We start from the raw sequence: 24,541 nt of genomic DNA on the forward strand, positions 1-24,541 counted from the left end.
ATGCGTAAACCAATTATTGCAGGAAACTGGAAAATGTATAAAACATTTGATGAGGCGATACAGTTTGTCGATGCCGTACAGGACAAACTTCCTTCAAATGACAAAGTAGATGCTGTTATTTGCGCACCGGCGCTATTTTTGCCAACACTTGTACAGGTAGCTAGTGAATCAGAGCTAGCAATCGGTGCACAAACGATGCATTACGAAAACGAAGGTGCATTTACCGGGGAAATTAGCCCAGTGCAACTTGCCAGTGTTGAAGTAGACTATGTGATTTTAGGACACTCTGAACGACGTGAATTTTATAATGAAACAGATGAAGCGATCAATAAAAAAGTCGTAGCAGCTCTTACGCATAGCATTGTTCCAATTATATGTTGTGGTGAAACGCTTGAGGAACGAGAGGCAGGTATCACAGAACAAAAGGTAGCTGGTCAAATTACAGCAGCACTTGCCGGTTTTTCTGCACAAGAAGTAGAGCATATGGTCATCGCCTATGAACCTATTTGGGCAATTGGTACAGGCAAAACAGCAACAGCGGACGATGCCAACCAAGTATGTGGAGCGATTCGTGCAGTTGTGAAAGAACTTTATGACGTTGAAACAGCAGAGGCAGTGCGCATTCAATACGGCGGTAGTGTGAAACCTGAGAATATTAAAGAATTATTAACGAAAGAACATATCGATGGTGCTCTAGTTGGTGGCGCGAGCTTACAACCAGATTCATATTTGAAATTATTGGAGGCGGCAGCAAATGCCTAAAAAGCCAGTAGCATTAATTATTTTAGATGGCTTTGCATTTCGTGATGAAACATTCGGAAATGCAGTGGCCCAAGCAAAAAAACCAAATTTTGATCGTTATTGGAACCAGTTCCCACATGCAACATTAACCGCGTCTGGTGAAGCAGTAGGGTTACCAGAAGGTCAAATGGGGAATTCTGAAGTTGGACACTTAAATATCGGGGCTGGCCGTATTGTGTACCAAAGTTTAACACGTCTAAATAAATCAATTCGTGAAGGTGATTTCTTTACGAACCAAGCGTTTTTAGATGCGGTGGCACATGCCAAAGCACATCACTCGAAACTACATCTCATGGGCTTGCTATCAGATGGTGGGGTACACAGCCATTATCAGCATCTATTTGCCTTATTGAAATTGGCGAAAGAGCAAGGTTTAGAGGATGTGTTAGTTCATGGTTTCTTAGATGGTCGTGATGTTGGTCCAACAACAGCCATCTCCTATATCGAAGAAACAGAAAAGCAAATGACTGAAATCGGCATTGGTCAATTTGCCTCGATTCATGGACGTTACTATGCAATGGATCGCGACAAACGTTGGGACCGTGTAGCACTTACTTACAACGTATTAGTGGATGGCGTTGGTCAATCAGCAGAGAGTGCAAAAGGTGGCGTAACAGAATCCTATGAACGCGAGGTAACAGATGAATTTGTTATACCTTTTAGTGTTCAAGAGCATGGAGAAGCGGTGGCCACAATTGGTGATAATGACGCTGTTATTTTCTTCAATTTCCGTCCTGACCGAGCGATTCAATTGTCTAAAGTGTTTACGAATAGTGATTTCGATGGCTTCGCTTTATCGACAAAACATCCGAAAAATTTAAAATTGGTATCTTTCACTCATTATAGCGATGAAGTGAATGCACAAGTTGCTTATGAAAATGACAACTTAAAAAATACGATTGGGGAAGTGCTAGCCTCTAATGGCAAAACGCAGCTTCGTATTGCAGAAACTGAAAAGTATCCACATGTTACATTCTTTATGAGTGGTGGACGTGAGGACAAATTCGCTGGCGAAGAACGTATTTTGATTGCTTCTCCGAAAGTAGCGACATATGATCTAAAACCTGAAATGAGTGCTTATGAAGTAACAGAAGCATTACTTGCAGAGATTGCAGCTGATAAATTCGATGGTATTCTATTAAATTTTGCTAACCCAGATATGGTTGGGCATAGTGGGATGTTAGAACCAACAATTAAAGCAATCGAAGCAGTAGATGAATGTCTAGGTAAAGTAGTAGATGCCCTGCTTGCAAAAGGAGGCGCAGCTATTATTACAGCTGACCATGGTAATTCTGATGAAGTGATGACTTTAGAAGGACAGCCGATGACAGCTCATACAACAAACCCTGTTCCAGTGACTGTGACAAAGCCAAATTTATTGTTAAGAAATGGTGGCATTTTAGCCGATTTGGCGCCAACCATGTTAGAATTATTAGAGGTGTCACAACCTATTGAAATGACAGGTAAATCATTAATTGAAAAAGAGGAGAATTAATTATGCCATTTATTACACAAGTTTATGCGCGCGAAGTATTAGACTCACGTGGGAACCCAACAGTAGAAGTAGAAGTATTTACGGAATCAGGCGCTTTCGGCCGTGCAATCGTGCCATCAGGTGCATCTACAGGTGAATACGAAGCAGTAGAATTACGCGACGGTGACAACTCACGTTACCTAGGCAAAGGTGTATTAAAAGCAGTTGAAAATGTAAACACAATAATTGCACAAGAATTAGAAGGTAACTTCTCAGTTCTTGACCAAGTTGTGATCGACAAAGCTTTAATCGAGCTTGATGGCACAGAAAACAAAGGAAAGCTAGGCGCTAACGCAATTTTAGGCGTTTCAATGGCAGTTGCACATGCTGCGGCAGATTATTTAGATGTACCTCTTTATCAATATCTTGGTGGGTTCAACTCAAAACAATTACCAGTTCCAATGATGAACATCATAAATGGAGGCGCTCACGCTGACAACAACGTAGATATTCAAGAATTCATGGTAATGCCTGTAGGCGCTGAAAGTTTCCGTCATGCACTACGCATGGGCGCTGAAATTTTCCATAACTTAAAAGCCGTATTAAAAGACAAAGGCTACAATACAGCTGTCGGTGATGAAGGCGGTTTTGCACCAAACCTTGGTTCAAACGAGGAAGCCATTACAGTAATTCTTGAAGCAATCGAAAAAGCTGGCTATAAAGCAGGTGAAGAAGTGAAACTTGCAATGGATGTTGCTTCATCTGAATTATTCAACAAAGAAGATGGCAAATACCACTTAGATGGTGAAGGCGTTGTGAAAACTTCTGAGGAAATGGTTGATTGGTACGATGAGTTAACTGCTAAGTATCCAATTATCTCTATCGAAGACGGCTTAGACGAAAATGACTGGGCTGGTCATAAGTTATTAACAGATCGTATTGGCTCTCGCGTACAATTAGTAGGTGATGACCTATTCGTAACAAATACAAAAAAATTAGCTGCTGGTATTGAGCAAGGTGTAGGGAATGCCATCCTAATTAAGGTAAACCAAATCGGTACATTAACAGAAACATTTGAAGCAATTGAAATGGCAAAACGTGCTGGTTATACAGCTGTTATCTCTCACCGTTCAGGTGAATCTGAAGATGCTACAATTGCTGATATCGCAGTGGCAACAAATGCTGGTCAAATTAAAACAGGTGCTCCATCTCGTACAGACCGTGTAGCTAAATACAACCAGCTTCTTCGCATCGAAGATCAACTTGGTGTAACAGCAGAGTATCTTGGTTTAAATTCTTTCTATAATTTAAAATAACTTTAAGTATAGGTGAATACACAATTGCTCGGTAATATCGATTGTCGAGCAAATTCACGAAATAAATTGTCTCAAAAGTATATCAATGCTTTTGAGGCAATTTTTTTAGCGTATAAGGTCTTACACAAGTAATACACAAGCTCTTATGTGATGTCAGTGGGCAAATGGCGCATTATGTGAAAGCCGTATTACGCTAAAGATAAAGAGGCACATTCATTTGTACAAGAAAGGGTCAGTCCTATGTGATAAAAAATCACTTAGGACTGACCCTGTTTGTGTTTAAGATTGTTGCCAATATTTGTCTAGTTCCTGATCTAGATATACCCAGCCCTTCCACGCAATATGAATCGTATCCATAATAAAATATGGATCATACTCATGGTCAGTGAAATCGACATAAGGTACATCAGCCGCTGTTAAAACCTGCTCCATTTTTTTATAATATTCCTGACGACGATCTTGTGGATAGTGTCCGTAATCATACCAGCGACCATTGACTGGAATAGATACAAACAGAGGCTTTGCACCTGCATCTTTCAACACATCGATGACCAACTGAAAGTCCTTATATTCAGGTGATTCTGTATAGTCTTCATGTTTACGGAAGCCTTCTAACTTTTTAAGGTTAGAATGCTCAAGTCGCTTGTAAAACTTATTTTCAATCATTAATTCATTGGATACACGTTTCTCTCCATATGCCTCTGCATGTTGTAGTTGCTCTTCAAATGTTTGATTCGTAATCAGTTTGTCATTACTTTTTAAATTATGGGACTTACTAGAGAAAAGGGAGTAATATAAATCCTTTTTTTCTAGTAAAGCCTTTTGCACACGTCCTGCCATCATTGCAAAACGTCCAACAATTGGTTTTTCCTTACCATCAGACATTTTATATTGGTACATCGCTTGTAAAAGATGATCACGCTTTACCGTATCGAATTGTAGTAAACGCTCCATGGCATCATTTCGAAGTGTGGCATCAATTTCCTTGTTAAATGCTAAATCATAGGCATGTAGCATGGAATAGTTAGGCGAGAATTGAAGCTCACTCATCCCTTTTTCCGTAAACCATTGTGGCGAAATGATAAACACGATTTTTTTATCCTTTAAATTTTTCTCTTGCGTAGCAAAATTTAAAAAATGTGTAATGGATTGCATACCTCCACGTCCAATCATAAATGTGGAATATGGGGCATCCGTAGCGCGCACGTAATTATAGGGATGAAAGGGATCAAAACGATTTAACTCCGAAGAGCCATATAATGGCATGGAATTAGACGCTTGTAACATGCGCTCCTGTAAATACATGCCTTGAAACATCAGGGGGGCCATACTGGTCTTCGCTTGCTCTATTCGTGCATCTGAAATCCATGCCTTTATCCAAGAATTAGGGAAGAAAACAAAGGCAGCAAATAGAACAAACGCTACTAAAAGTGATAAGAAACCCTTTTTTATCATTGTCTTTCAGCTAATTTCGCCGCAATACGATTTGGCGTGTTCCATTCCTCACGATCAAAATCTGTGATTGGCACAGAGATATCAAAGCGATTTTCAATTTCTACTAATAGATTGATAGTACCAAAAGAATCAAGAAGCCCTTCTTCAAATAAATCAATGTCAGGGTTTTCTAACACTACATCATCCTCACATAAGTCTACGAGCATTTCTAGTATTTGTTGTTTTTCCATTTTAATAATTCTCCTTTAGTGTTTAAAATAATTGACCTGAAAAAATATAGAAACCAAAACAAACCGCATTAAACGTGATAAATACGCCAATTGCATGTGTCCATTTATTTTTCGGCCAGCGCTTATGTTTTTTGTTCCAGCGTTCAAATTTATCGAAGCTAATAATTAACAGGGCATGATAGAGTCCGTACACGACATAGTGCCATTCTAGTCCGTGCCAAATACCCATTAAAAAGAACAATAAAAAGAAGCCGATATATGAAACGATGTACTTGTTTTGTATCCATTTTTTTTTCGTCATCCACAGTACAAAGCGCATATAGACATAATCCCTAAACCAGAAGGAAAGGCTCATATGCCAGCGATTCCAAAAATCTTTAATATTACGACTTGTAAATGGTCGGTTAAAGTTAATAGGTGTTTGAATGCCCATAATGCGGCTGACACCAACAGCAAATGCACTGTAACCTGCAAAATCGAAAAATAAATAAAAACTATACATATACATATACGCTATATGTCCTTGAAAAGGTGTCAAATAGTTATACGTATGGTTGGGTAAATAGATAAGCGTATAATTATAAATGAGGTAAGCTAAAATAAATTTATATAGAAAACCTACAAATATATAATTAATGCCACTTAACAGTAGCTTTTGATAGTCATTAGCAGAAGGCATTGTTTGCATATCTTTATAAAAGCGTCGCCAGCGATCAATTGGACCAGATGATACTGTTGGAAAGAACAATAAGAAGTATGCAAGTTCCACCATAGAAATTTTGTCTTTTATCAGGCCATCACGTGTTTCTAAAATCATTTGCACAGCTTTAAAGGTAATGTAAGACACGCCAAGAAAGCCGAATAAATGATGAAGCCCCAGTATTGGTAGCACCTTCACAAGTACCAGTGGGAAAATAGAAAGTACTACGGCTATGACAAAGACAACACCGCTGTTTTTTTGCAATCGATACTTTTGGTAAGTGATGATCAGTACTAACTGAAATAATGTGAAGAGTACAAGTGATACAGTACCATTGATTGAATGACCAAAAATAATGGCTAAAATGATTATTGAAATAAAAATATTATAGCGTTTGGCTGATTTTCCGCTTAATCCTAACAGAATGGTAGGCATTAGCAAAAAGCTAATTAGAATGAAAAAAACTATATTTCCATAGGGCGTCATACTTTCTCCATAACCGCCAATCCTTTACGATCAACCTTACCGTTTGTATTTAAGGGTAATGTGTCAATGTATATGAATTTTTTTGGGATCATATAGGATGGTAAACGATCCGATAATAATGATTTAAGCTGTTTCGTCATCTGGAATGCTGACTCTTGAAGCGGTTCGCGGAGAACGATATAAGCACTTAGAGAGACGATTTCATCACTTTTTAAAATAGGTACGACCACACAACCATTAACAGGCGATAAATCACCAACCTGTTTTTCAATTTCTTCAATTTCTAATCGATAGCCATGCAATTTCACCTGAAAATCTTTTCGGCCTGCAAAGAATAAGTAACCATCCTTTTCATAGCCAATATCCCCCGTTTTATAAACACGAGAGCCCTCTATTGAAGGGAATGCCTTTGATGTTAATTCGGGTGCTCCAAGATAGCCTGCACTCACAGTTGGCCCCGATATGATAATCTCACCATTTTCGTGTAAAGATAAATTAGGCTCAGACATAGGAGCAATCGGTAACTGTTCAAATCGTTGCAGAAGTTCTTTTGTTACTTCAACGTATGAGACTGCAACTGTTGTTTCAGTCGGTCCATATAAATTGAAGATAGATGCTTGCGGGAAGCGTAGCATTAACTCTTTTACGACTGTTTTAGGTAAAACCTCGCCACAGAACAAGAATGTATTTAAAGCTGGCATTAATCCCTGATGCCAATCCTTATTCATCAAACACATTTTGGCAAAGGACGGGGTAGAAGTCCAAACACCTATACCAGAGCCCGCTAAATCATCGAATAATGATTTTGGATTTGAAATTTGATTATGCGTAATGGCGTAAAGCGTGTGTCCTCCAACTAATGCAGGATATAAATCCATCACAGACAGATCAAAAGAGTAAGGCGCTTGATTTAGAAATACACCTGATTGTTGTAAAGGGAAGTGCTCATTCATCCAAGCTACAAAATGAGCTAAATTATGTGCAGTAATTTGGACACCTTTTGGCTTACCTGTAGAGCCTGATGTGTAAATGATGTAATGAATTTCCTGATCTTTTACCCAAGTGGTAGGCTGAGTTAGCGTGTTTGTTTTTTGTGCCAACAAGTCGCTTACAGCCGCTACAGGAATTGATAGGGGCGTACTTAATTCCTCTGTAGTAAGTAGCAGGCAAGCTTCAGATGCTTCTATAATGATTTGAAGGCGCTCCGCGGGTGTAGATGAATCGACGGGTACATAAGGATGCCCTGATTTAACAGTGCCTAAAAAAGCAACAAGCTGTAAAGGGGACATATGTCCGTAAACAATAATAGGTTGTTGTCTTTTTATTTCTAGAGCCATTAAATGATGTGCTAAACAATCCGAGTAATCCCAAAGTTCACCATATGTTATTGACTCGTTATTGGTTTCGTAAGCTGGATGATTAGGATTTTGTAGGGCCACATCTTGAATGGCGGCTAATACACTTAACATATTAAAATCTCCTTTTTCTAAAATTCCGTATATATAAATGGACCAGCGTTCATATCATGGAAGCCATGAATTAGAAACAGCAATACCAAGATGATGAAATAAAACAGTGTCAAACCGATAAAACGTAGATGCTCATTTTTTTTGATGGATTGCATCTATCCACCTCCAATTTTTAATAAATGTAAGTTATAACAACTTGTGTAAATATACTAGATTACCTGTTATGGTTTCAAGTTATTTTTGTATATTTATTTTTTAACACTGTTTTGACGGTATGTGTAGAAAAATGTTGCTAATTAATAGCGAATTCATAAAATAATAAGATTAAATTAAGATTAAATTAAGGTTCATTGGAAGTAGATAGATAGGAAGGAGAATGAGGGGTTTTTTTCGGGAAAATATTATGCTACATTTTATACGAAAATCCGACGAAAGACAATGAGATGGGGAAGAAAGAATGCGCTATCATCGGTTGATTATCTCAACTTATGATAGCGCATGATTTTTTATTTGTCCGGCATTAACGGTCAGTAAGATGCCCGCGGTGGTCAATCAACTGACCGTAAAAGCCCGATTGGTGCAACTAACAATCCGTGGGACACTGATTGAAGCTTCACTTTATCCCGCATTAACGGTCAGTAAGATACCCGCGGTGGTCAATCAACTGACCGTAAAAGCCCGATTGGTGCAACTAACAATCCGTGGGGATGAAGAAAATCCCCACGGATTGAAGTTTCACTTTATCGTAGTTAATACTTTTTCTGACACGTAGAACTCTGAGCCATTGTAAACATTGATTGTATCAAAAGTTTGCGTTTTTGAAGTTACTTCGCCACTCGCTGAAATTTGATCATAAATCACTATATTCTTGTTAACTGGAATGGTTACGGTCATATCGTCTTTTTTAGCAATAAATTTTGGGTTTTCCTTATCAGCTAGGTCAATTTTTGTTGTGAAGCCTTTTGCTGTTAATTCTTTTGTTGCAGGTGTATATAACTTGTCCGTAAGCTTAGCTAAATCAAAGTCCATAAACTGAGCCATTGCATGAGCTAAATCAGTATTTTCTACTAGACCAGTCACTTTTGACGGACCGAATGAGTATAAGAATACATCTTCGCCCGTATGTCCACCAGTTGTAAAGCCGATGTTTGCACGGTTAGCGAGCATTTTTACCATTTCACTGCTTAAGTCTTTAGCTGATTTTAACGTTGAAAGCTCGTCCTCTGTTAAATTGTCTAAACCGTATAATGCAGCGACTTCTATCAGATTTGATTTGTCTTCTTTTAATTGACTAAGCGCACCTTCAATTGTCATCGTTGCTTTTTTCAATGGCTCAATATAGGCAGAGACAGGGATGCTTGAATACGTATTTGTTGTATTGGCATTGCCCATCGTAATCCCGCTATTCCCGTGGTCTGTTACGGCGATGACCATTGTGTTCCCATCTTCTTTAGCGAAGTCAATTGCTTCTTTTACAGCATCATCGAACGATAAAATATCACTAATCATGCCAATCGTATCGTTGGCATGTGCTGCCCAGTCTACCTTACTACCTTCTACAAATAAGAAGAAGCCGTCCTCATCTTTTTTTAGCGTATCTATTGCTTTGTTTGTCATTTCAGCAAGAGTTGGCTCAGAGGCTCTTGTTTTCGCGCGGTCTAAATCATAAGCAAGAGCACTTGGTGCAAAGCTGCCCCAAATTTTAGCTGAATGGCTATTTAGTAGCTCGTCACGTGTTTTAACAATCGCGTAATTCTTCTCTTGTAAGACGTTCACTAAATTTTCGCCATCTTTACGAGCATTCTTAGTCGTTCCAGGTGAGAGCGATTCTAAGCCTCCACCTAATACGACATCAATGTTTTGATAAACCTGTTGCTCAGCTATGTCACCGTATTGACTTCTATTGTTAACATGAGCAGAAAAGCCTGCTGGTGTTGCATGCTGAATTTCAGATGTGGAAATTAAGCCAGTTGATTTACCCTGCTGCTTCGCTCCTTCTAAAACATTGGCTACAGGTTTAAAGCCGTCTTCTTTTGCAATCTGTTCTAGCCCTGGAGAGTTAATGACAGATGGTAAAACACCGACATATTTATCATTGGATTTATGTCCAGTTGCTAACGCCGTTGCGGCAGGAGCTGAGTCCGTGATAGCTGATTCAGCTGAGTACGTACGCATAGCACCCGTTAAAATTTCGTCCATTGCCAAGGCTTCACCTTTATACCAACGGGAAAGAGTGATGGCATTATTACTACTACCATCCATCACCAGCATAATAACGTTAGTTGGTTTCTTCACCTCTGCTGCTTGTACTGCTGGTTGTGTAATGCTAAGCGATGATAAGGTAATAGCACTTGCTAAAAACAATGAGCCCCATTTTTTTGAGTATTTCATAATTTGCCTCCTTTTAGGTGAATTCATTGTTAATTGTAAAGGAGTAATGTGAAGAGATAATTACATATTTGTTAATAGATTATGGTAATTTTGTTAAAGAGTATAGCTATTAAATAGAAAGGATTCCATATCAAAGTCCTTGTTCCATAACCTCACCATCTATTGTTTCATAGTAAAGTACATCATTTTTCGTGTGCAAATTAAGTACTTCCTGTTCAAGCAAAACTTCTTCACTGCCATCACTCGAAAGAATTTTTGTTAAATAGCCTCCATTATCATAATCACTACAATAGATAGCATCATGATGGACAGCTAAATAGTAACAAGAAGTTTCTGTAATTTGCTGATGGACACTCGTTGTTAAATCATACTTATAAACTTTGCCATCCTGAATACCGTTATAGTAAATCACGTTATTTACTGTATCGGCATACCACATATCATGCATAAAAGCATAAGCATCACTTGTTGCAGCATGATAATTTTCAGTTTGCCAAAGATGATCTGACCTTAGTTTTTCATCATTTAATAAAAAGTATTCGTAGGAAACTGTATAAGGTTCACTTGCATCAACGTCATTCCATGTTGTATCGACATGGTACCAATCACCATCGACGTTCACTAAATTCCAGGCATGTAATTCGTCGTCGCTATAGCCATATACGTAGTCAGCTTCAAGACCAGCTGCCAAAAATAAACGATATGCTAATAATGCGTAAGCTTGACAAACGCCAGTGCCATCTTGAATGAGCTCATAAACGGTCTGACCTTCTGTAGCGCCGTCTTCTGTATAAGTGGCGAGCAAAACGACGTAATCATTCACGGCCTTCGCTCGTTCAAAATCGTTCATATCATTTGAAATGTATGTATGCACAAATTCTTTAACATACGCATCAATCTGTGCTTCTTTTTTTGCATCGGTTAAATAGGTTATGTTAAATTCAACAGAAAATTTTTTATCTTCCTCCCAATAAGTCCACTCATAATCAAGGAAATAACCTGCCGTATAAGGGTTAACATAGGAGAGTAAACTCGTCATATCATTAAGTTGCTGCTCAAAATCTTCGCCCTTCAGTTTACCTGTATATGTTACTTCAAAGTTTTGATCAAATTTTGCAATATGCTTTTCTATTTTTTTGATGAATTGGAGCAGTGCAGGATCTTCGTCATATAATGTGGTAGAAAAAAGATCAGTGGTTGAAATCGTTGTGGATAATGCTTTACTTTCAGGTTGCTTTAGCTCTCCAGTAGATTCATCAGTAACGGGTAAATCTTCCACTTCTATTTCTCCGGCTAGAGTGGTATCGACATCATCTGCACAAGCAACAAGTATGCTTATCATACAAAGGAATAGTAGTAGCGATATTTTGTTCTTCATCAAGGGACCTCCTATTTTTTTCAGTTAAATCCATTATATTCCAGAATGCGAGTAGCGTAATGTAAATCTACTAATCATAGACAAATATTGTGATTTTGCGTTCTTAGATTGTCATCGTACCCTTTTTTTGTTATAATGTGGTGTGTTGTGATGTTTCAAAGTTCGGGAGGTGCAGTAGATGCATACAGTAGTATTAGTATCATTAGTTGTCGTATCATTAGCATTGGTTGTTGTTGTATTACTTCAATCAAGTAAAAGTGCAGGCTTGTCAGGTGCCATCTCGGGTGGAGCTGAACAACTATTTGGAAAACAAAAAGCACGTGGTATGGATTTAATTCTTCACCGCGTAACAATTGTGTTAGCAGTATTATTTTTTATTTTAGCAATCGCTATTACAAAAATCTAATAGTTGAAGATGTATCGCCTAACCTCGCATGGTTGGGCGTTTTCTTTTATAGTCTTTCAGAACAAGACTCCCGCTGATGAGATGTATGTCATTGTCATTCTTGTCCGGTGGGTGTACATAAATTTGTTAAGTGAAGTTAACCCTCCGAGGATGTCATGGATTTTGAAAAGGAGTTAGTGGAGCTTGCACCATTCAAAATCCGGTCGCATAACGCAAATGCGTAATGAATGTGGGTATAATAGACATAGGTGTTTGATGATGAAGGAGAGCTTGCAATGAATAAATCACTATCACAGCCATTTTTCTTTCAAGCAGGATCGCGTGCGGTACTATTACTGCATGGATTTACGGGTAGCTCCGCAGATGTGCGTATGCTTGGACGATTTTTAGAGAAAAAAGGGTATACTACATTAGCACCTCATTATAAAGGTCACGGTGTGGAACCTGAGGAACTCATCCTAACAAGCCCAGCGGACTGGTGGCAGGATGTTGTAGCCGCCTATCAACAATTACAGGAAGCGGGTTATCAAGAAATTGCTGTAGCGGGACTTTCACTGGGTGGAGTAATGGCATTAAATGTAGCCCTTAATCATCCTGTAAAGGGCATAATTACGATGTGTGCACCCATGACAATGCGGACTACCGATGTTATGTTCGAAGGTGTATTAAAATATGCAAAAGACTATAAAAAATTTGAAGGAAAAAATGAAGCACAAATTGATGCTGAAGTTTCTTTAATTGCAGAGCAAGGAATGCCTTCTTTGCAAGATTTACGTGACTTTATAGCGCAGACACGTAAGGAAATCGATATGATTTATGCCCCAATTTTTGTCGTTCAAGCTACAAATGATGAGGTAATTGAGACAGAATCTGCCAACATTATATATAATCAAACTGAGTCACTTGAAAAACACATCAAGTGGTATGAAAACTCAAAACATGTTATTACATTAGACCAGGAAAAAGATCAATTACATGAAGATATTTATTGTTTTTTAGAAAGCTTAAATTGGGCAGACTAAAATAAAGAGTTAGGATTTTCACAAGAAGGAGGGAATATGTATGACAGAAAATAAAGATTCACTACAAAGTCGTTTACTCGATTTTTTTGGTGAAGAAGAATATGAGCCATTAACAGTTGGTGAAATCGAGGACAAATTTGGCTTTGAGGATGCTGAAGAATTTAAAGAATTAGTCAAAACGCTTGTGCGTCTGGAAGGACAAGGTTTAGTAGTCCGCTCTCGTTCAAATCGTTATGGCTTACCAGAGCGTATGAATTTAATGCGTGGTAAATTTATCGGGCATGCAAAAGGATTTGGCTTTGTGGCACCTGATCTTGAAGGAATGGATGATGTGTTTATTCCACCGCATGAAGTAAATGGTGCGATCAATGGAGATACGGTGCTTATTCGTGTTTTAAAGGAATCATTTGGTGATCGCCGTGAAGGAACAATTACCAAGGTAGTTGAACGTGGACAAACGAAATTTGTTGGTACATTCCAAGCAAATCGAGGTTTTGGCTTCGTTGTGTTAGACGACAAAAAACTACCAATGGATATTTTCATCGCAAAGGGCGACACATTAGGAGCTGTCGATGGGCATAAAGTTGTCGTAGAAATTGCAACATGGCCAGAAGATCTAAAATCAGCAACAGGCTTTATTACAAAAATTTTAGGGCATAAAAATGATCCAGGTGTGGACATCCTATCGATTTTGTATAAACATGACATTCCACCTGAGTTCCCAGACGAAGTGGTTACAGCTGCGCAAAGAGTGCCAGATGAAATTTCACAAGCGGATTTAGCAGGACGCCGAGATTTACGTCATGAAACGATTGTCACAATTGATGGAGCAGATGCAAAAGACTTAGATGATGCGGTGACAGTAACGAAAAATGTGGACGGTACTTACAAACTTGGTGTACATATTGCAGATGTTAGCTACTATGTAACACAAGGTTCCGTACTAGATATCGAAGCATACGATCGTGCGACAAGTGTATATTTAACAGACCGCGTTATTCCGATGATCCCACATCGATTATCAAATGGTATTTGTTCATTAAATCCACAGGTAGACCGTTTAACGCTGTCCTGTGAAATGATTATTGATGCAAATGGTAATGTGATTTCGCATGAAATTTTCCAAAGTGTTATTAAAACTACGGAACGTATGACATACACAGACGTCTACAAGATATTAGAGGAGCAGGACGAAGCACTTATTGCTCGTTATGAACCGCTTGTGCCAATGTTTAAAAACATGGCCGAGCTTTCTAAAATTTTACGCCATAAACGTGAAATGCGTGGCGCAATCGACTTTGACTTTAAGGAGTCGAAGGTAATCGTCGATGAGGATGGTTGGCCAGTCGATATTGAGTTGCGTGAACGTACTGTAGCAGAAAAATTAATTGAAGATTTCATGTTGGCAGCCAACGAAACAGTTGCCGAACATTTCCATTGGATGAATGTACCGTTCTTATATCGTATACACGAAGATCCAAAGCCAGAAAAGCTACAACGCTTCTTTGAATTTGTCACGAACTTCGGTATCTTAATTAAAGGTACAGGCAATACCGTACATCCAAAGGCATTACAAGATGTCTTATCGGCAATTGAAGGCATGCCAGAGGAGCCTGTTATTTCGACAATGCTCCTACGTTCGATGCAACAGGCAAAATACTATCCTGAAAGCATAGGTCACTTTGGTCTATCGACGGATTTCTATACACATTTCACTTCGCCGATTCGTCGTTATCCGGACTTAGTGGTACATCGTTTAATCCGTACGTATTTAATTAATAAAGATACGTCAAGAGAGACAGTTGCACAATGGGGCATGGCTATGGATGAAATTGCTGACCATACTTCTGAGCGTGAACGTCGTGCTGTTGATGCAGAACGCGATACAGATGCATTGAAGAAAGCACAATATATGTCCGATAAAATCGGTGAAGAGTTTGAGGGCATTGTTTCTTCCATTACGAACTTTGGGATGTTCATTGAGCTACCAAACACCATTGAAGGACTCGTACACATCAGCAATATGACCGATGATTATTACCGCTTCGATGATCGTCAAATGATTATGATCGGTGAACGTACAAACCGTCAATTCCGTATTGGCGATGAAGTCACAGTACGTGTAGCGAATGTTATCATTGAGGAATCATCGATCGACTTCGAAATCGTCGGGATGGTCACGTCATATGGACGTACTCGTAAAACAACACCGACCGTTATTCATGCACGTAAAAATTATAACGATAACAAAGATGGACGCAGTAGCCGCAAAGGGCGTCGTGAGGATGATAAATCTGGACGTGGTGATGCTTCAAGACGTGGAGACTCAAGCAAACGCGGAGACTCAGGCAAACGTGGCGATTCATCTAAACGTAGCGACGCATCGAAACCTGGAGAGCGACGCGAAAGTGATCGCGATCCACGTGGTCGTCGCAAAGATGGCTCAAGTCCAGGTCCTAAAAAAGGCGTAAAACAAAAGCAAAAGTTCTACGAAGGCGTCGCTAAAAAAGGTAAAAAGAAAAAATCAAAACGATGATAACTAAAGGCGAAGAGTACCTCGTTCACTTGAAATGGATGATGAACATCGCGGGTGGGTGCTCGAAGCAAGATAAAATAACACAAGGCGAAAGTGCCCGCAAAACGGCAATTTCGCTTGTGTGATTATAATCCTGAGTGGGCAGGGTCAACCTGCTCCACCTTTGAATAGAGGGTGAATCATATGGCAAAAGGTTCTGGAAAAGTATTAGCACAAAACAAAAAGGCAGGGCATGACTACTTCATTGAAGAAACAATTGAAGCGGGTATGGTCCTAACTGGGACAGAGATTAAATCAATTCGTACGGGCAAAGTCCAATTAAAGGATTCCTACGTACGTATCAGTGGTGGCGAAGCATGGATTAGCAATATGCATGTCAGTCCATTTGACCAAGGGAACCGTTTCAACCACGACCCACTGCGCTCCCGGAAATTGCTCCTACATAAAAAGCAAATCGGCGAGCTAGTCGGTGCAGTAAAGCGTGACGGCTACACGATTGTCCCTCTAAAAATGTATATTAAGGACGGCTATGCCAAGCTCCTAATTGGCGTTGGTAAAGGGAAAAAAGACTACGATAAGCGTAACGACATGCGCAAAAAAGAAGCAAAACGCGAAATGGAACGTGTTTTCAAGGCAAAAAATCAAGTTTAATAGAATCACAGCTCACCACACGATGTGGTGAGTTTTTTTGTTTGGATGAGGCGATGGCAATGTGGATGGGGCGGATAGAAGGCCGCAACTGACGGATAGAATAAGAGAAGTGATGGATAGAAAGCTGTAACTGACGGATAGAATAGGAGAAGTGACGGATAGAAGGTCGCAACTGACGGATAGCACAAGAGAAGTGACGGATAGAAAGCCGCAACTGATGGATAGCACAGGAGAAGTGACGGATAGAAGGTCGCAACTGACGGATAGAATAAGAGAAGTGACGGATAGAAGGCCGCAACTGACGGATAGAATAAGAGAAGTGATGGATAGAAGCTGTAACTGACGGATAGAAAGCCGCAACTGATGGATAGAATAAGAGAATTGATGGATAGAAAGCTGTAACTGACGGATAGAACTTGAAGATAGACGAATTTATTGCTCCGCATTTAAGTTCTAAATAAGTAGGGCTGGAAAATACAATAAAGAACGTGAACAATCGAAAATGCAGATAGCGATCTAAGGAGGAGAAGCGATACTTACAATAAAGCGTAAACTGTTGTTTGTGGAAATGGAGCATATTTACTTTGCGGAACAATGTGACGATGTAAAAGAAAGAAAAAAGCTAGTTTGCTATACACAAACGAAGCGACCAGAGCACAAGCTTGAAGGCCATACGACATTACAAATCATCTTGCAACAAGATGAGGACGTGTTATTAGCGGATTTATCTAAAATGAATCGCTACATGCTTCGACGTGCAAAAAAGGAACCTTACCAAGTGATTGTTAAAGAAAATCCAACAGATTTAGAGCTACAGGAATTTCAGCAATTTTACAATACATTTGCAAAAATGAAGGATACTAACCGCGTCCGTAAGTTTCATATGCAAACTTTAAAACTTCTCCGAGAAAAAGGTGCATTGGTCTATACAAAGTTGCAAAATAATGAAGGCGATGCACTTTGCTATCGTATTTACATTGTGGATGGTGATATGGTGCTAAATTTATACACAGGTACTGCTGCATGGATAAAAGACCGACCGGATTTAAAGCAACAAATTCGATTTGCCAATCGTTATTTACTCTGGGAAAACATTATGATGTTCCGAAACAGAGGCTTTGCGCGCTATGATTTCGGTGCTTTGACAAACAAAGAAGAAATCAAAGAATTTAAACTAGGTTTCGGTGGACAAGAAGTGGATGTCTATTTTGGCTATCTCACAGACTCCATGATAGGAAAGTTATTTTTACAATTAAGAAAGCTGAAATTTAAAGTAGTGAAATAAAGTACTCCAAGGCGGCACACTTGAAGTGTCGCTCGTTTTGTTCTATAATATGAATTATTGATTGCCAGATTTAATGGAAGCGTACTTTTGGCTCCCACCGTACTAGAAGAAATTCTAGCCTACTTGAAAGCTTTTCTTTTGAAAAGTTATAAAGGTTTCAAGACACGAGTAGTTCAAGGAAATGAACGAGCATGCGCCACAGCGTACATCTGTACATGAGGATGCTAGTGAGTGAAATGGACGAAGACATATGATGTGTATTGTAAGCCAAATCAAGGGGACGTTACGGATTCGACAGGGATGGTTCAAGCTTTGGTCGCGCGTCGGAGGTCTCGGCTCCGTCATCAACGGAAGTTATATAATAACTGGCAAACAACAAAACTTAGCTTTCGCAGCGTAAGCTCGTAAGCGCTCTGCCTATGCATCGCCCATGTGCATAACGTAGGGCCCAACTTTAGTGGGATACGGTCGGTGGTACCACCTGAGTCACCGGCAAGAGATTTCCAGGTTAGCGTACAGGACGCCTGTTTGTCGGCATAATGCTACGTGAATTGCGAATAGGCAAACTACACGCGTAGAAGCTAAAGTATTGGAGTCTTTGGACGCGGGTTCGACTCCCGCCGTCTCCATACATAGTATTTAGCAGTAGAAATACTGTTAAATCAACGTTTATAAGAGTTAGGGTAACTTGATGAAGGTGTTAAACTTTCAAAAAGACTCCCTAACTTTTTTCGTTTTTAAGGGTACATTTAATTGAATACTTGCGTTTATAAACCTTCTAATTCACACAATGAATAGGGGGTTTTTTTGTTTGGATAAAAGCAGAAAGCATGGTGTGTTTTCGATGGGAAATGCACGTCAAGTTAATCTTAAAGCTAGTAACAATCATTGGATACCAATTGATTACGCATTAGAAATAGTATTTAAGCAAATGAACATCGCTGGCAATAGACCTCGTACTATTGATAGCTATGATTATATTTTTCGGGGATTTTGTGAAGCTAACAAGATTCTCTATGTAGAAGAAATTACGATTGATACAATTTATAGCTATTTAGAAGGTCTAGATGTTTCACAGCAAACGAAGAAAATACGTTTAAAGACCATTAAAGCCGTGTTAGGAAAATTCCATTTCAATGATTGGCTGAAAGATAAGTTCTGGCTAAAGATTCAAATTAAGGTTGATACAGAGGTAAAAGCAGCAGCTAAAGAAGGCGATATTCTCAAACTGGTTCACTTCATAGATAAATCGACCTTTATCGGATTTAGAGACGTTACTGCTATTTTGCTGATGTACAGAACTGGAATCCGTATCCATACACTTTGTGAGTTGAAGGAAAGGCATATTGACTTTGAACACCAGTGCCTAAATTTAGATGGTTCAACATTAAAAAATCACAAGTTTTTAAAGCTGCTAGTGAATATGATTCAGGTAACTATCAAACAATTCGTAACTTGGCTAATGCGGGTAATTTAGTTTTATTTGATGAAAGTAAACTGTATTGGTTATTCCCCAAAGAAATATTTAAAGCGTTCAACGAGGTATTTATTTTAACGTATATGTTTGAGGGACAAATTCAGTGTTACTATTACCGTTTATTTAACATGAAGTTTACGTGCCGATCCGTAGGATACGATACTAAACTCGGTTATTATCTAACAGAATATAAGGGAGAAAAGGTGAAGACCGTAAGCGTTTTAAATCACTAATAAACATTTACTATTCCTCTCCAAGTGATAATCGAGATATAAACAAAGTGGGCGAAAAACGTAATGCCTTTAGCAAAACCTATTTAAACGACAATCTGAAAAATAAGTACTATAAAGATATGATTAAGAAGAATAGCTATAACTTTTACCGTCACAAAATGAACTGTTCTACAAAATATGTTATTTGGACAACATTTAAAGATCATCAAAAGGTATTAACACCAAGGGGACTAAAGAAAAGGTTTGTTCCTATAAATGCTAGGGCTACAAATGAATATGCATCGGCTACTACCTGTATTTATTTAGCGAATAGATATATGAATCCAATGATTAGAAAATTCTTTCATTCACATGATATTAAAGTAAATGATGCATTATTTGCACTGTCTGAATTACTTCAATGGTTATTCCGTAGTGCTATTCGTAATGATGAACCTATCTATGTTTATATTCCATCTGAAAGAATGAGGACTTTATTAGAAATGTACTTAAATAATGAGATTTAGTTTGCATAAAAAAAGTAGCAAATAACTCTACGAACGTTGATATATCAAGGTTTTAAAAACATTCTCTTAAAGAAAGAAAAAAGTAATAAGTAATTCGCTAAATAACTGCGGTAGAAAAATCTACCCCAGTTATTCAGGAAGAACACTAGCGTGTCCTTCTACTACTAGATAATAAATAACTAATACTATTAGCTTTAAAAGCGTGTGGGCGTGAAACGTCCACATACGTAGCGAATCGAAGTACAGAGAAAGGGGTAATTGAATGACATATAATAGTGGTGTATTTGATAATATGATTAGATTAGCAATGAGAAATCAATCAGTTATCGAAGGTAAACAAGTAACTAGAGATGATGTAATAGCAATAGCGGTGCGTGATTTGATGGTAAAATAAGAAAAGGTAATCGGAAAAAGCTGTGTAAAAATATGCAAATAAAAAGTTATAGAATTGGTGGATACCAAGTGTGGCGGGCAATTAAGCTATACTACAACAAGTAGATGCACAATATACACGTCCCCCTACATACTTTTTTTGCACAGGATTATGGATTAAACACTATCCACTAGACATTAGAAGACCGATGAACAATACCCCTTTTTAGGGACGTTACATAGAAGATGCTAAAAAGGAACTAAAAAAAGCTATCACCAATTAGAGTGTAGCCCTTCGTTTAGCACGTATCAGTGTACTTTTGGAGATCCCTGTCATGTTCTCTACTTCTTTGTATGAGTAGCTTTCCAGTAATCCTAAAGCATGTTCTATTTGTTTTTGGCTATACTTATTCGGTCTACCTTCTCTAAAATCGTCACGTTGCCTAGCGATGGCTTTTCCTTCTTGTGTACGTTCTACAATCATATCTCTTTCAAACTCTGCAAAAGCAAAAAAGATATTCTTAATAAGCTTAGACGCTGGGGTGTTATCCATGTAACCCATATTTAAGATGTGAACAGCTATCCCTCTTTCAATTAGCTGTTTTACTAATTCACTTCCTTGTGAGGCTGAACGTGCGATACGGTCTAGTTTAGTTACAACCAATGTGCCACCTTCTTTTAATACCTGTAGTAACTCATTGAATTGAGGTCTATCTGTCTTAGTACCTGTAAATTTCTCTTGATAAATCTTGTCACAACCAGCACCTTCTAATGCTTGTAATTGTATTTCTAAATCTTGTGAAGCTGTTGATACCCTTGCATAGCCATATTTTATTATGTATTAGCCCCTTTTGGTGTCTTGTTTATGATACTAAGTTATGACACCTTTTAATGCCTTGATAATACAGGGATATAGTAAACGGTGTCAATTCTTATAAGTTTTGAAGATATGTATTTTATCACGATAATATGGTGAGTATTGAAAAACCTAGAAATAAATGAGATAGTTAAGGTGGAGATACCTTTTGATTCATTCAAATGATTCCTTTTTGGAGTAACCTAATCAAGGATACATAAGTATCGTTTTAGCTGCTATATGCAGATTCCTACCTAAGCATCGGTATCTCCAATCTTTGGTCAAGGAGAAAAATATATGCTTTATTGTTTCTTTAAAAATAAAAAGAATACAGCTAGTAAAAGAATCCCCCCTTCTAAGTATATAAACCCCATAAAAAATGAAATCTTTGAATTTAAATATAATCGACTTTGGGTTACTAAAAAAATCCGTATGATGGCTGAAGAAAGAATGAATAAAAAGAATTTAAACTCAATAATACTTGTAAACTACTATACTTTCTTTATTCTTTGTTATTCTATATTGGGATTGAAATACGGTATAGGTGAAGTGATTTCGATAATGAGTGTAATAGTTTCAATAGGTTTATTTGGAGTATCTTTATTTGTTAGTTTGTATGGTTACAGAGAAAAAGCATTGGCATTCAAATTATCTCATATTGAATTAGATAGTATAGAGAATAAATTAGACATTCTATTACTAGATGAAAAAATAACTGATGCGGATTTAATATTAAATTACAAAAAGTGTAGAGATAATTATACAGATGTAATCTCAAAAACAGAAAATCATTCAAATGTTGATTTATTAAAACACTTGGTGGTTGCTAAAAAGGCGTCGGGAGAGATGAAACTAAAGTATCGTATTTTCCATGTTTATCCTTATTATTGTTCTATGGCTATACTATACATAATTCCTATATTAGGGATCTTAATAATAGTTAAAGACATATGGGGAGGGAAATAATGAGAGTCCAGGCAAATTTGCTTTTTCAAAATCGTTTTAATATAAGTTATCTATCTAATGAATATGAAAATATAATAACGGACACATCTGCTTCAGGGATTGATAAGATGAACAAACAGAATTTCGATAAAATAAAGAATAAACAGTTAGAAATTATAACTAAGAAAGTTTTATCTGGGAACTATAGATTTACATATTATAAAGAAAAATTACTCGTGAAGAAAAGAGATAGTTTTCCACGAATGATTTCAATTCCAACTTTAAGAGATAGGATTGTTTTGAAGATATTACATAACATTCTACAAGATACATTTGAAATTAAAGTTCCACTAGTGCAAACTGTAATAAGTTCAGTTAAGGATTCTATGGCGGGCTTTGATTCTTATATTAAGGTGGATATTACTAATTTTTATGGAAGTATAAATCATGAAATACTATATAAAAAGATAAAGTCGAAAGTTAGAAAAAAAGAAATTCATACTTTAATTAAAGCAGCAATCACGAACTCTACAGTAGGAGAAAACCATAGTAAAAGTAATTCTGTTAAATTAAATGATAAAGGAGTACCACAAGGTATACCGATTGCAAATATTTTAGCTGAAATATATTTAAAAGATTTTGATAAGAAGTATGCTAACAACTCCAATATAGCTTATTTTAGATATGTTGATGATATTTTGATTTTATGTCCATCGAGTGAAAATAAACAAATAAAAGATTCTATTAAATTAGATATTGAAAGGAATTATGATTTAGAAGTTAATACTGAAAAAACTAAATGTGGATTATTAAAAGATAGTTATAGTTTTTTGGGATATTTACTAACTAAAGATGACACTTCAAATTTAATATCATGCACAGTCAAGTCAGATTCTATGCAAAAATTCGAAAAATCAATCGTAAGTATATTTTCTAGATATATAAATTCAAATGGGAAGATGTCTCCTAAAGAATTTGCCTTTTATTTAAATTTAAAAATAACTGGTTCAATTGTAAAAAATGAAGGAAGCTTAGGTAAAAATAAGAAGTATGGTTGGCTTTTCTTTTATTCACAAATAGACAATATGAAATTATTGTATCATTTGGATTTTTTTGTAGAAAAATTTATTGCGAAATATCAAATGGAAAAGGCTTTAAAAGATATTGAAATAAAATCATTTGTTAAAGCTTATTATGAAATTACACAAAGAAGGTCAAAAAGTAAGTATATTTTTAAACCAGATGAATTATCTATATCAGAAAAAATACATTTACTAAATGATACATTTAGTATTCCATTAAATAAATTATATTCTGATGAAGTAATTGAGAAATATTTCAATAAAAAAGTAAGAAGAAAAATAAAGGAATTGGAGGAAGATATTCAAAGCATTTCTTGAATCCAGATTTTAATTTGTAGTTTTACTAGCCTAAATTGAAGGTTTTATAGTCCAAGTTTAATTCCCTTAAATTATGTAAATAAGAAATCCAACATCTTGATTTGAAGGTGTTGGATATTTTTTATATATTTATTTACTATCATTAGTCAAGACATTCAACAGTAGCCTGACAGCAACGTAACAATGCGAGTTCACCCACTGTCAAAAGTGGCTATCAAAAATCTAAGTGAAAATTTCAAGAAAACGGTGAATTTACTTGCGGTTTTTGTTACAGAATTGAATGGTGAAGCTAATAATTCGGGGAAGGTATAATTGATAGTAAGAATAATGGAATAGGGATGAAAGCTGTAAAACGTAGATAATAATACTTGAAGATTTCGCAACACAACCTAGGGAAATAGAGAAAAATAACCGATTGATATTATGGGTAACAACTATCCTCCTCCCGAACAGGAAATCACAGTCAGGCTACATGAGGAATACAATCAACCAAACATAACGTACGACAGCGAGGGAACAATACAGCCACCAACAGACAGGATAGAGGAAGGATAGATATACCGATACCACAGCTAAACACCATAAACGACACCAGTGAACTGAGAACACAAGTGAAGCCGTGAACCATCACCTTACACTATCGATAGGAAGAACGATAAGAATAGGCTGGATAGTCTTAATATCGTCCCTGTGTCTTGTATAGGAAAGTGTATTTCACCTTGTCTAACTCAATATTAACAGGAAGCCCACCCTATGGGGGCTGGGTGGGATATAGGGTCAGTCTGCTGTATGAAAAATATAAGTATCATTTTTAAAACCCTTCCAAGTATAATTAGCTGGAAATCTCGTAATACCAACCGTTAGACTGACCTGAGACGGGTCTGAATATTGGATAGGCTACACTAAGTTGGACAGATAAAATAAGGGTTAGTAAACTTAGACTATAAACATAAGGGAGCGTGCTACTATGACACGTCAACGTCGAACTTTTACACCCGAATTTAAACTGCAATTAGTGAAGCTTTATGAAAATGGAAAATCTCGTGCAGATATTGCTCGAGAATACGATATAACGCCTTCGGCTTTAGACCGCTGGATTAAAAACCATCAAGAAACCGGTTCATTCGCTGCCAAAGATAATCGCTCTGAAGA

At 37.4% G+C, this 24,541-nt stretch carries 23 protein-coding genes and 1 other RNA gene; 16 read left to right on the forward strand and 8 right to left on the reverse strand.

Features of this window, described 5'->3' with window-relative positions; translation table 11 throughout:
- From tpiA to eno, 3 genes are read left to right on the forward strand one after another with little or no spacing between them, the layout of a single operon-like run.
- On the forward strand, positions 1-762 hold the full coding sequence (gene tpiA, locus ACQKII_RS09755; protein WP_427458691.1) for a triose-phosphate isomerase: 762 nt from the start codon (positions 1-3) through the stop codon (positions 760-762).
- On the forward strand, positions 755-2,296 hold the full coding sequence (gene gpmI / locus ACQKII_RS09760) for a 2,3-bisphosphoglycerate-independent phosphoglycerate mutase (protein WP_427458693.1): 1,542 nt from the start codon (positions 755-757) through the stop codon (positions 2,294-2,296). The genes tpiA and gpmI overlap by 8 nt, the downstream gene beginning before the upstream one ends.
- 2 nt (positions 2,297-2,298) lie before the next feature.
- Positions 2,299-3,591 (forward strand): phosphopyruvate hydratase, encoded by a 1,293-nt coding sequence (eno, locus tag ACQKII_RS09765; RefSeq protein WP_427458695.1) that lies wholly within the window; start codon positions 2,299-2,301, stop codon positions 3,589-3,591.
- A gap of 279 nt (positions 3,592-3,870) precedes the next feature.
- Here the strand turns inward: eno and dltD are convergent, their stop codons facing one another.
- The 7 genes from dltD to ACQKII_RS09800 all read right to left on the reverse strand — a co-directional run bounded on the left by dltD (position 3,871) and on the right by ACQKII_RS09800 (position 11,700).
- Positions 3,871-5,046, reverse strand: coding sequence for a D-alanyl-lipoteichoic acid biosynthesis protein DltD (gene dltD, locus ACQKII_RS09770; RefSeq protein WP_427458697.1), 1,176 nt, complete (start codon positions 5,044-5,046; stop codon positions 3,871-3,873).
- A complete protein-coding gene (gene dltC / locus ACQKII_RS09775; protein WP_427458699.1) occupies positions 5,043-5,276 on the reverse strand; it encodes a D-alanine--poly(phosphoribitol) ligase subunit 2 in 234 nt (77 codons plus the stop codon). Before dltC ends, dltD begins: the two co-directional genes overlap by 4 nt.
- 22 nt (positions 5,277-5,298) lie before the next feature.
- Positions 5,299-6,462, reverse strand: a complete 1,164-nt coding sequence (gene dltB / locus ACQKII_RS09780) for a D-alanyl-lipoteichoic acid biosynthesis protein DltB (protein WP_427458701.1) — start codon at positions 6,460-6,462, stop codon at positions 5,299-5,301.
- On the reverse strand, positions 6,459-7,931 hold the full coding sequence (dltA, locus tag ACQKII_RS09785) for a D-alanine--poly(phosphoribitol) ligase subunit DltA (RefSeq protein WP_427458703.1): 1,473 nt from the start codon (positions 7,929-7,931) through the stop codon (positions 6,459-6,461). Before dltA ends, dltB begins: the two co-directional genes overlap by 4 nt.
- A 17-nt stretch (positions 7,932-7,948) precedes the next feature.
- Positions 7,949-8,086, reverse strand: a complete 138-nt coding sequence (locus ACQKII_RS09790; RefSeq protein WP_143996056.1) for a teichoic acid D-Ala incorporation-associated protein DltX — start codon at positions 8,084-8,086, stop codon at positions 7,949-7,951.
- Positions 8,087-8,666: 580 nt separating this feature from the next.
- Positions 8,667-10,322 (reverse strand): alkaline phosphatase, encoded by a 1,656-nt coding sequence (locus tag ACQKII_RS09795; protein ID WP_427458705.1) that lies wholly within the window; start codon positions 10,320-10,322, stop codon positions 8,667-8,669.
- A gap of 130 nt (positions 10,323-10,452) precedes the next feature.
- On the reverse strand, positions 10,453-11,700 hold the full coding sequence (locus ACQKII_RS09800; RefSeq protein WP_427458707.1) for a transglutaminase domain-containing protein: 1,248 nt from the start codon (positions 11,698-11,700) through the stop codon (positions 10,453-10,455).
- 178 nt (positions 11,701-11,878) lie between these two features.
- Here ACQKII_RS09800 and secG point away from each other — a divergent pair, with 178 nt between their 5' ends.
- The 10 genes from secG to ACQKII_RS09850 all read left to right on the forward strand — a co-directional run bounded on the left by secG (position 11,879) and on the right by ACQKII_RS09850 (position 20,210).
- Positions 11,879-12,106, forward strand: coding sequence for a preprotein translocase subunit SecG (secG, locus tag ACQKII_RS09805; RefSeq protein WP_427458709.1), 228 nt, complete (start codon positions 11,879-11,881; stop codon positions 12,104-12,106).
- Between the two features lie 275 nt (positions 12,107-12,381).
- On the forward strand, positions 12,382-13,128 hold the full coding sequence (locus tag ACQKII_RS09810) for an alpha/beta hydrolase (RefSeq protein WP_427458711.1): 747 nt from the start codon (positions 12,382-12,384) through the stop codon (positions 13,126-13,128).
- 40 nt (positions 13,129-13,168) lie between these two features.
- Positions 13,169-15,664 (forward strand): ribonuclease R, encoded by a 2,496-nt coding sequence (gene rnr, locus ACQKII_RS09815; RefSeq protein WP_427458713.1) that lies wholly within the window; start codon positions 13,169-13,171, stop codon positions 15,662-15,664.
- A 183-nt stretch (positions 15,665-15,847) separates the two neighbouring features.
- A complete protein-coding gene (gene smpB, locus ACQKII_RS09820) occupies positions 15,848-16,315 on the forward strand; it encodes an SsrA-binding protein SmpB (RefSeq protein ID WP_427458715.1) in 468 nt (155 codons plus the stop codon).
- A 151-nt stretch (positions 16,316-16,466) separates the two neighbouring features.
- On the forward strand, positions 16,467-16,658 hold the full coding sequence (locus ACQKII_RS09825; RefSeq protein ID WP_427458717.1) for a hypothetical protein: 192 nt from the start codon (positions 16,467-16,469) through the stop codon (positions 16,656-16,658).
- 225 nt (positions 16,659-16,883) lie between these two features.
- Positions 16,884-17,600 (forward strand): hypothetical protein, encoded by a 717-nt coding sequence (locus tag ACQKII_RS09830; protein WP_427458719.1) that lies wholly within the window; start codon positions 16,884-16,886, stop codon positions 17,598-17,600.
- A gap of 276 nt (positions 17,601-17,876) precedes the next feature.
- Positions 17,877-18,232: a transfer-messenger RNA gene (ssrA, locus tag ACQKII_RS09835) on the forward strand.
- 179 nt (positions 18,233-18,411) lie between these two features.
- On the forward strand, positions 18,412-19,077 hold the full coding sequence (locus tag ACQKII_RS09840) for a tyrosine-type recombinase/integrase (protein ID WP_427458721.1): 666 nt from the start codon (positions 18,412-18,414) through the stop codon (positions 19,075-19,077).
- A 280-nt stretch (positions 19,078-19,357) separates the two neighbouring features.
- On the forward strand, positions 19,358-19,816 hold the full coding sequence (locus ACQKII_RS09845; protein ID WP_427458723.1) for a hypothetical protein: 459 nt from the start codon (positions 19,358-19,360) through the stop codon (positions 19,814-19,816).
- A 262-nt stretch (positions 19,817-20,078) separates the two neighbouring features.
- The gene (locus tag ACQKII_RS09850) at positions 20,079-20,210 is read left to right on the forward strand and encodes a hypothetical protein (RefSeq protein WP_427458725.1); all 132 of its coding nucleotides are present in this window, start codon (positions 20,079-20,081) and stop codon (positions 20,208-20,210) included.
- A 258-nt stretch (positions 20,211-20,468) separates the two neighbouring features.
- Here the strand turns inward: ACQKII_RS09850 and ACQKII_RS09855 are convergent, their stop codons facing one another.
- Positions 20,469-21,023, reverse strand: a complete 555-nt coding sequence (locus ACQKII_RS09855) for a recombinase family protein (protein WP_427458746.1) — start codon at positions 21,021-21,023, stop codon at positions 20,469-20,471.
- Between the two features lie 318 nt (positions 21,024-21,341).
- On the opposite strand from ACQKII_RS09855, the gene ACQKII_RS09860 reads away from it, so the two are divergent.
- From ACQKII_RS09860 to ACQKII_RS09870, 3 genes are all read left to right on the forward strand, one after another.
- Entirely contained in the window at positions 21,342-22,010 is a 669-nt protein-coding gene (locus tag ACQKII_RS09860) for an SLATT domain-containing protein (RefSeq protein ID WP_427458727.1), read from the forward strand.
- Positions 22,010-23,389 (forward strand): reverse transcriptase domain-containing protein, encoded by a 1,380-nt coding sequence (locus ACQKII_RS09865; protein WP_427458729.1) that lies wholly within the window; start codon positions 22,010-22,012, stop codon positions 23,387-23,389. The genes ACQKII_RS09860 and ACQKII_RS09865 overlap by 1 nt, the downstream gene beginning before the upstream one ends.
- Positions 23,390-24,356: 967 nt before the next feature.
- On the forward strand, positions 24,357-24,541 hold a 185-nt coding region (locus ACQKII_RS09870), incomplete at its 3' end, for a transposase (RefSeq protein ID WP_427458731.1).

Source organism: Lysinibacillus sp. NPDC048646, assembly GCF_050272295.1.
GTDB lineage: Bacteria > Bacillota > Bacilli > Bacillales_A > Planococcaceae > Lysinibacillus.

Excerpts from the sequence above, each read along its gene's own strand:
- smpB (WP_427458715.1), top strand. The coding sequence starts at position 15,848 with ATGGCAAAAGGTTCTGGAAAAGTATTAGCACAAAACAAAAAGGCAGGG.
- ACQKII_RS09860 (WP_427458727.1), top strand. The coding sequence starts at position 21,342 with ATGCTTTATTGTTTCTTTAAAAATAAAAAGAATACAGCTAGTAAAAGA.
- ACQKII_RS09800 (WP_427458707.1), bottom strand. The coding sequence starts at position 11,700 with ATGAAGAACAAAATATCGCTACTACTATTCCTTTGTATGATAAGCATA.
- gpmI (WP_427458693.1), top strand. The coding sequence starts at position 755 with ATGCCTAAAAAGCCAGTAGCATTAATTATTTTAGATGGCTTTGCATTT.
- ACQKII_RS09810 (WP_427458711.1), top strand. The coding sequence starts at position 12,382 with ATGAATAAATCACTATCACAGCCATTTTTCTTTCAAGCAGGATCGCGT.
- eno (WP_427458695.1), top strand. The coding sequence starts at position 2,299 with ATGCCATTTATTACACAAGTTTATGCGCGCGAAGTATTAGACTCACGT.
- secG (WP_427458709.1), top strand. The coding sequence starts at position 11,879 with ATGCATACAGTAGTATTAGTATCATTAGTTGTCGTATCATTAGCATTG.
- rnr (WP_427458713.1), top strand. The coding sequence starts at position 13,169 with ATGACAGAAAATAAAGATTCACTACAAAGTCGTTTACTCGATTTTTTT.
- dltB (WP_427458701.1), bottom strand. The coding sequence starts at position 6,462 with ATGACGCCCTATGGAAATATAGTTTTTTTCATTCTAATTAGCTTTTTG.
- ACQKII_RS09790 (WP_143996056.1), bottom strand. The coding sequence starts at position 8,086 with ATGCAATCCATCAAAAAAAATGAGCATCTACGTTTTATCGGTTTGACA.
- ACQKII_RS09830 (WP_427458719.1), top strand. The coding sequence starts at position 16,884 with ATGGAGCATATTTACTTTGCGGAACAATGTGACGATGTAAAAGAAAGA.
- ACQKII_RS09850 (WP_427458725.1), top strand. The coding sequence starts at position 20,079 with ATGACATATAATAGTGGTGTATTTGATAATATGATTAGATTAGCAATG.
- dltD (WP_427458697.1), bottom strand. The coding sequence starts at position 5,046 with ATGATAAAAAAGGGTTTCTTATCACTTTTAGTAGCGTTTGTTCTATTT.
- ACQKII_RS09795 (WP_427458705.1), bottom strand. The coding sequence starts at position 10,322 with ATGAAATACTCAAAAAAATGGGGCTCATTGTTTTTAGCAAGTGCTATT.
- dltC (WP_427458699.1), bottom strand. The coding sequence starts at position 5,276 with ATGGAAAAACAACAAATACTAGAAATGCTCGTAGACTTATGTGAGGAT.
- dltA (WP_427458703.1), bottom strand. The coding sequence starts at position 7,931 with ATGTTAAGTGTATTAGCCGCCATTCAAGATGTGGCCCTACAAAATCCT.
- tpiA (WP_427458691.1), top strand. The coding sequence starts at position 1 with ATGCGTAAACCAATTATTGCAGGAAACTGGAAAATGTATAAAACATTT.
- ACQKII_RS09865 (WP_427458729.1), top strand. The coding sequence starts at position 22,010 with ATGAGAGTCCAGGCAAATTTGCTTTTTCAAAATCGTTTTAATATAAGT.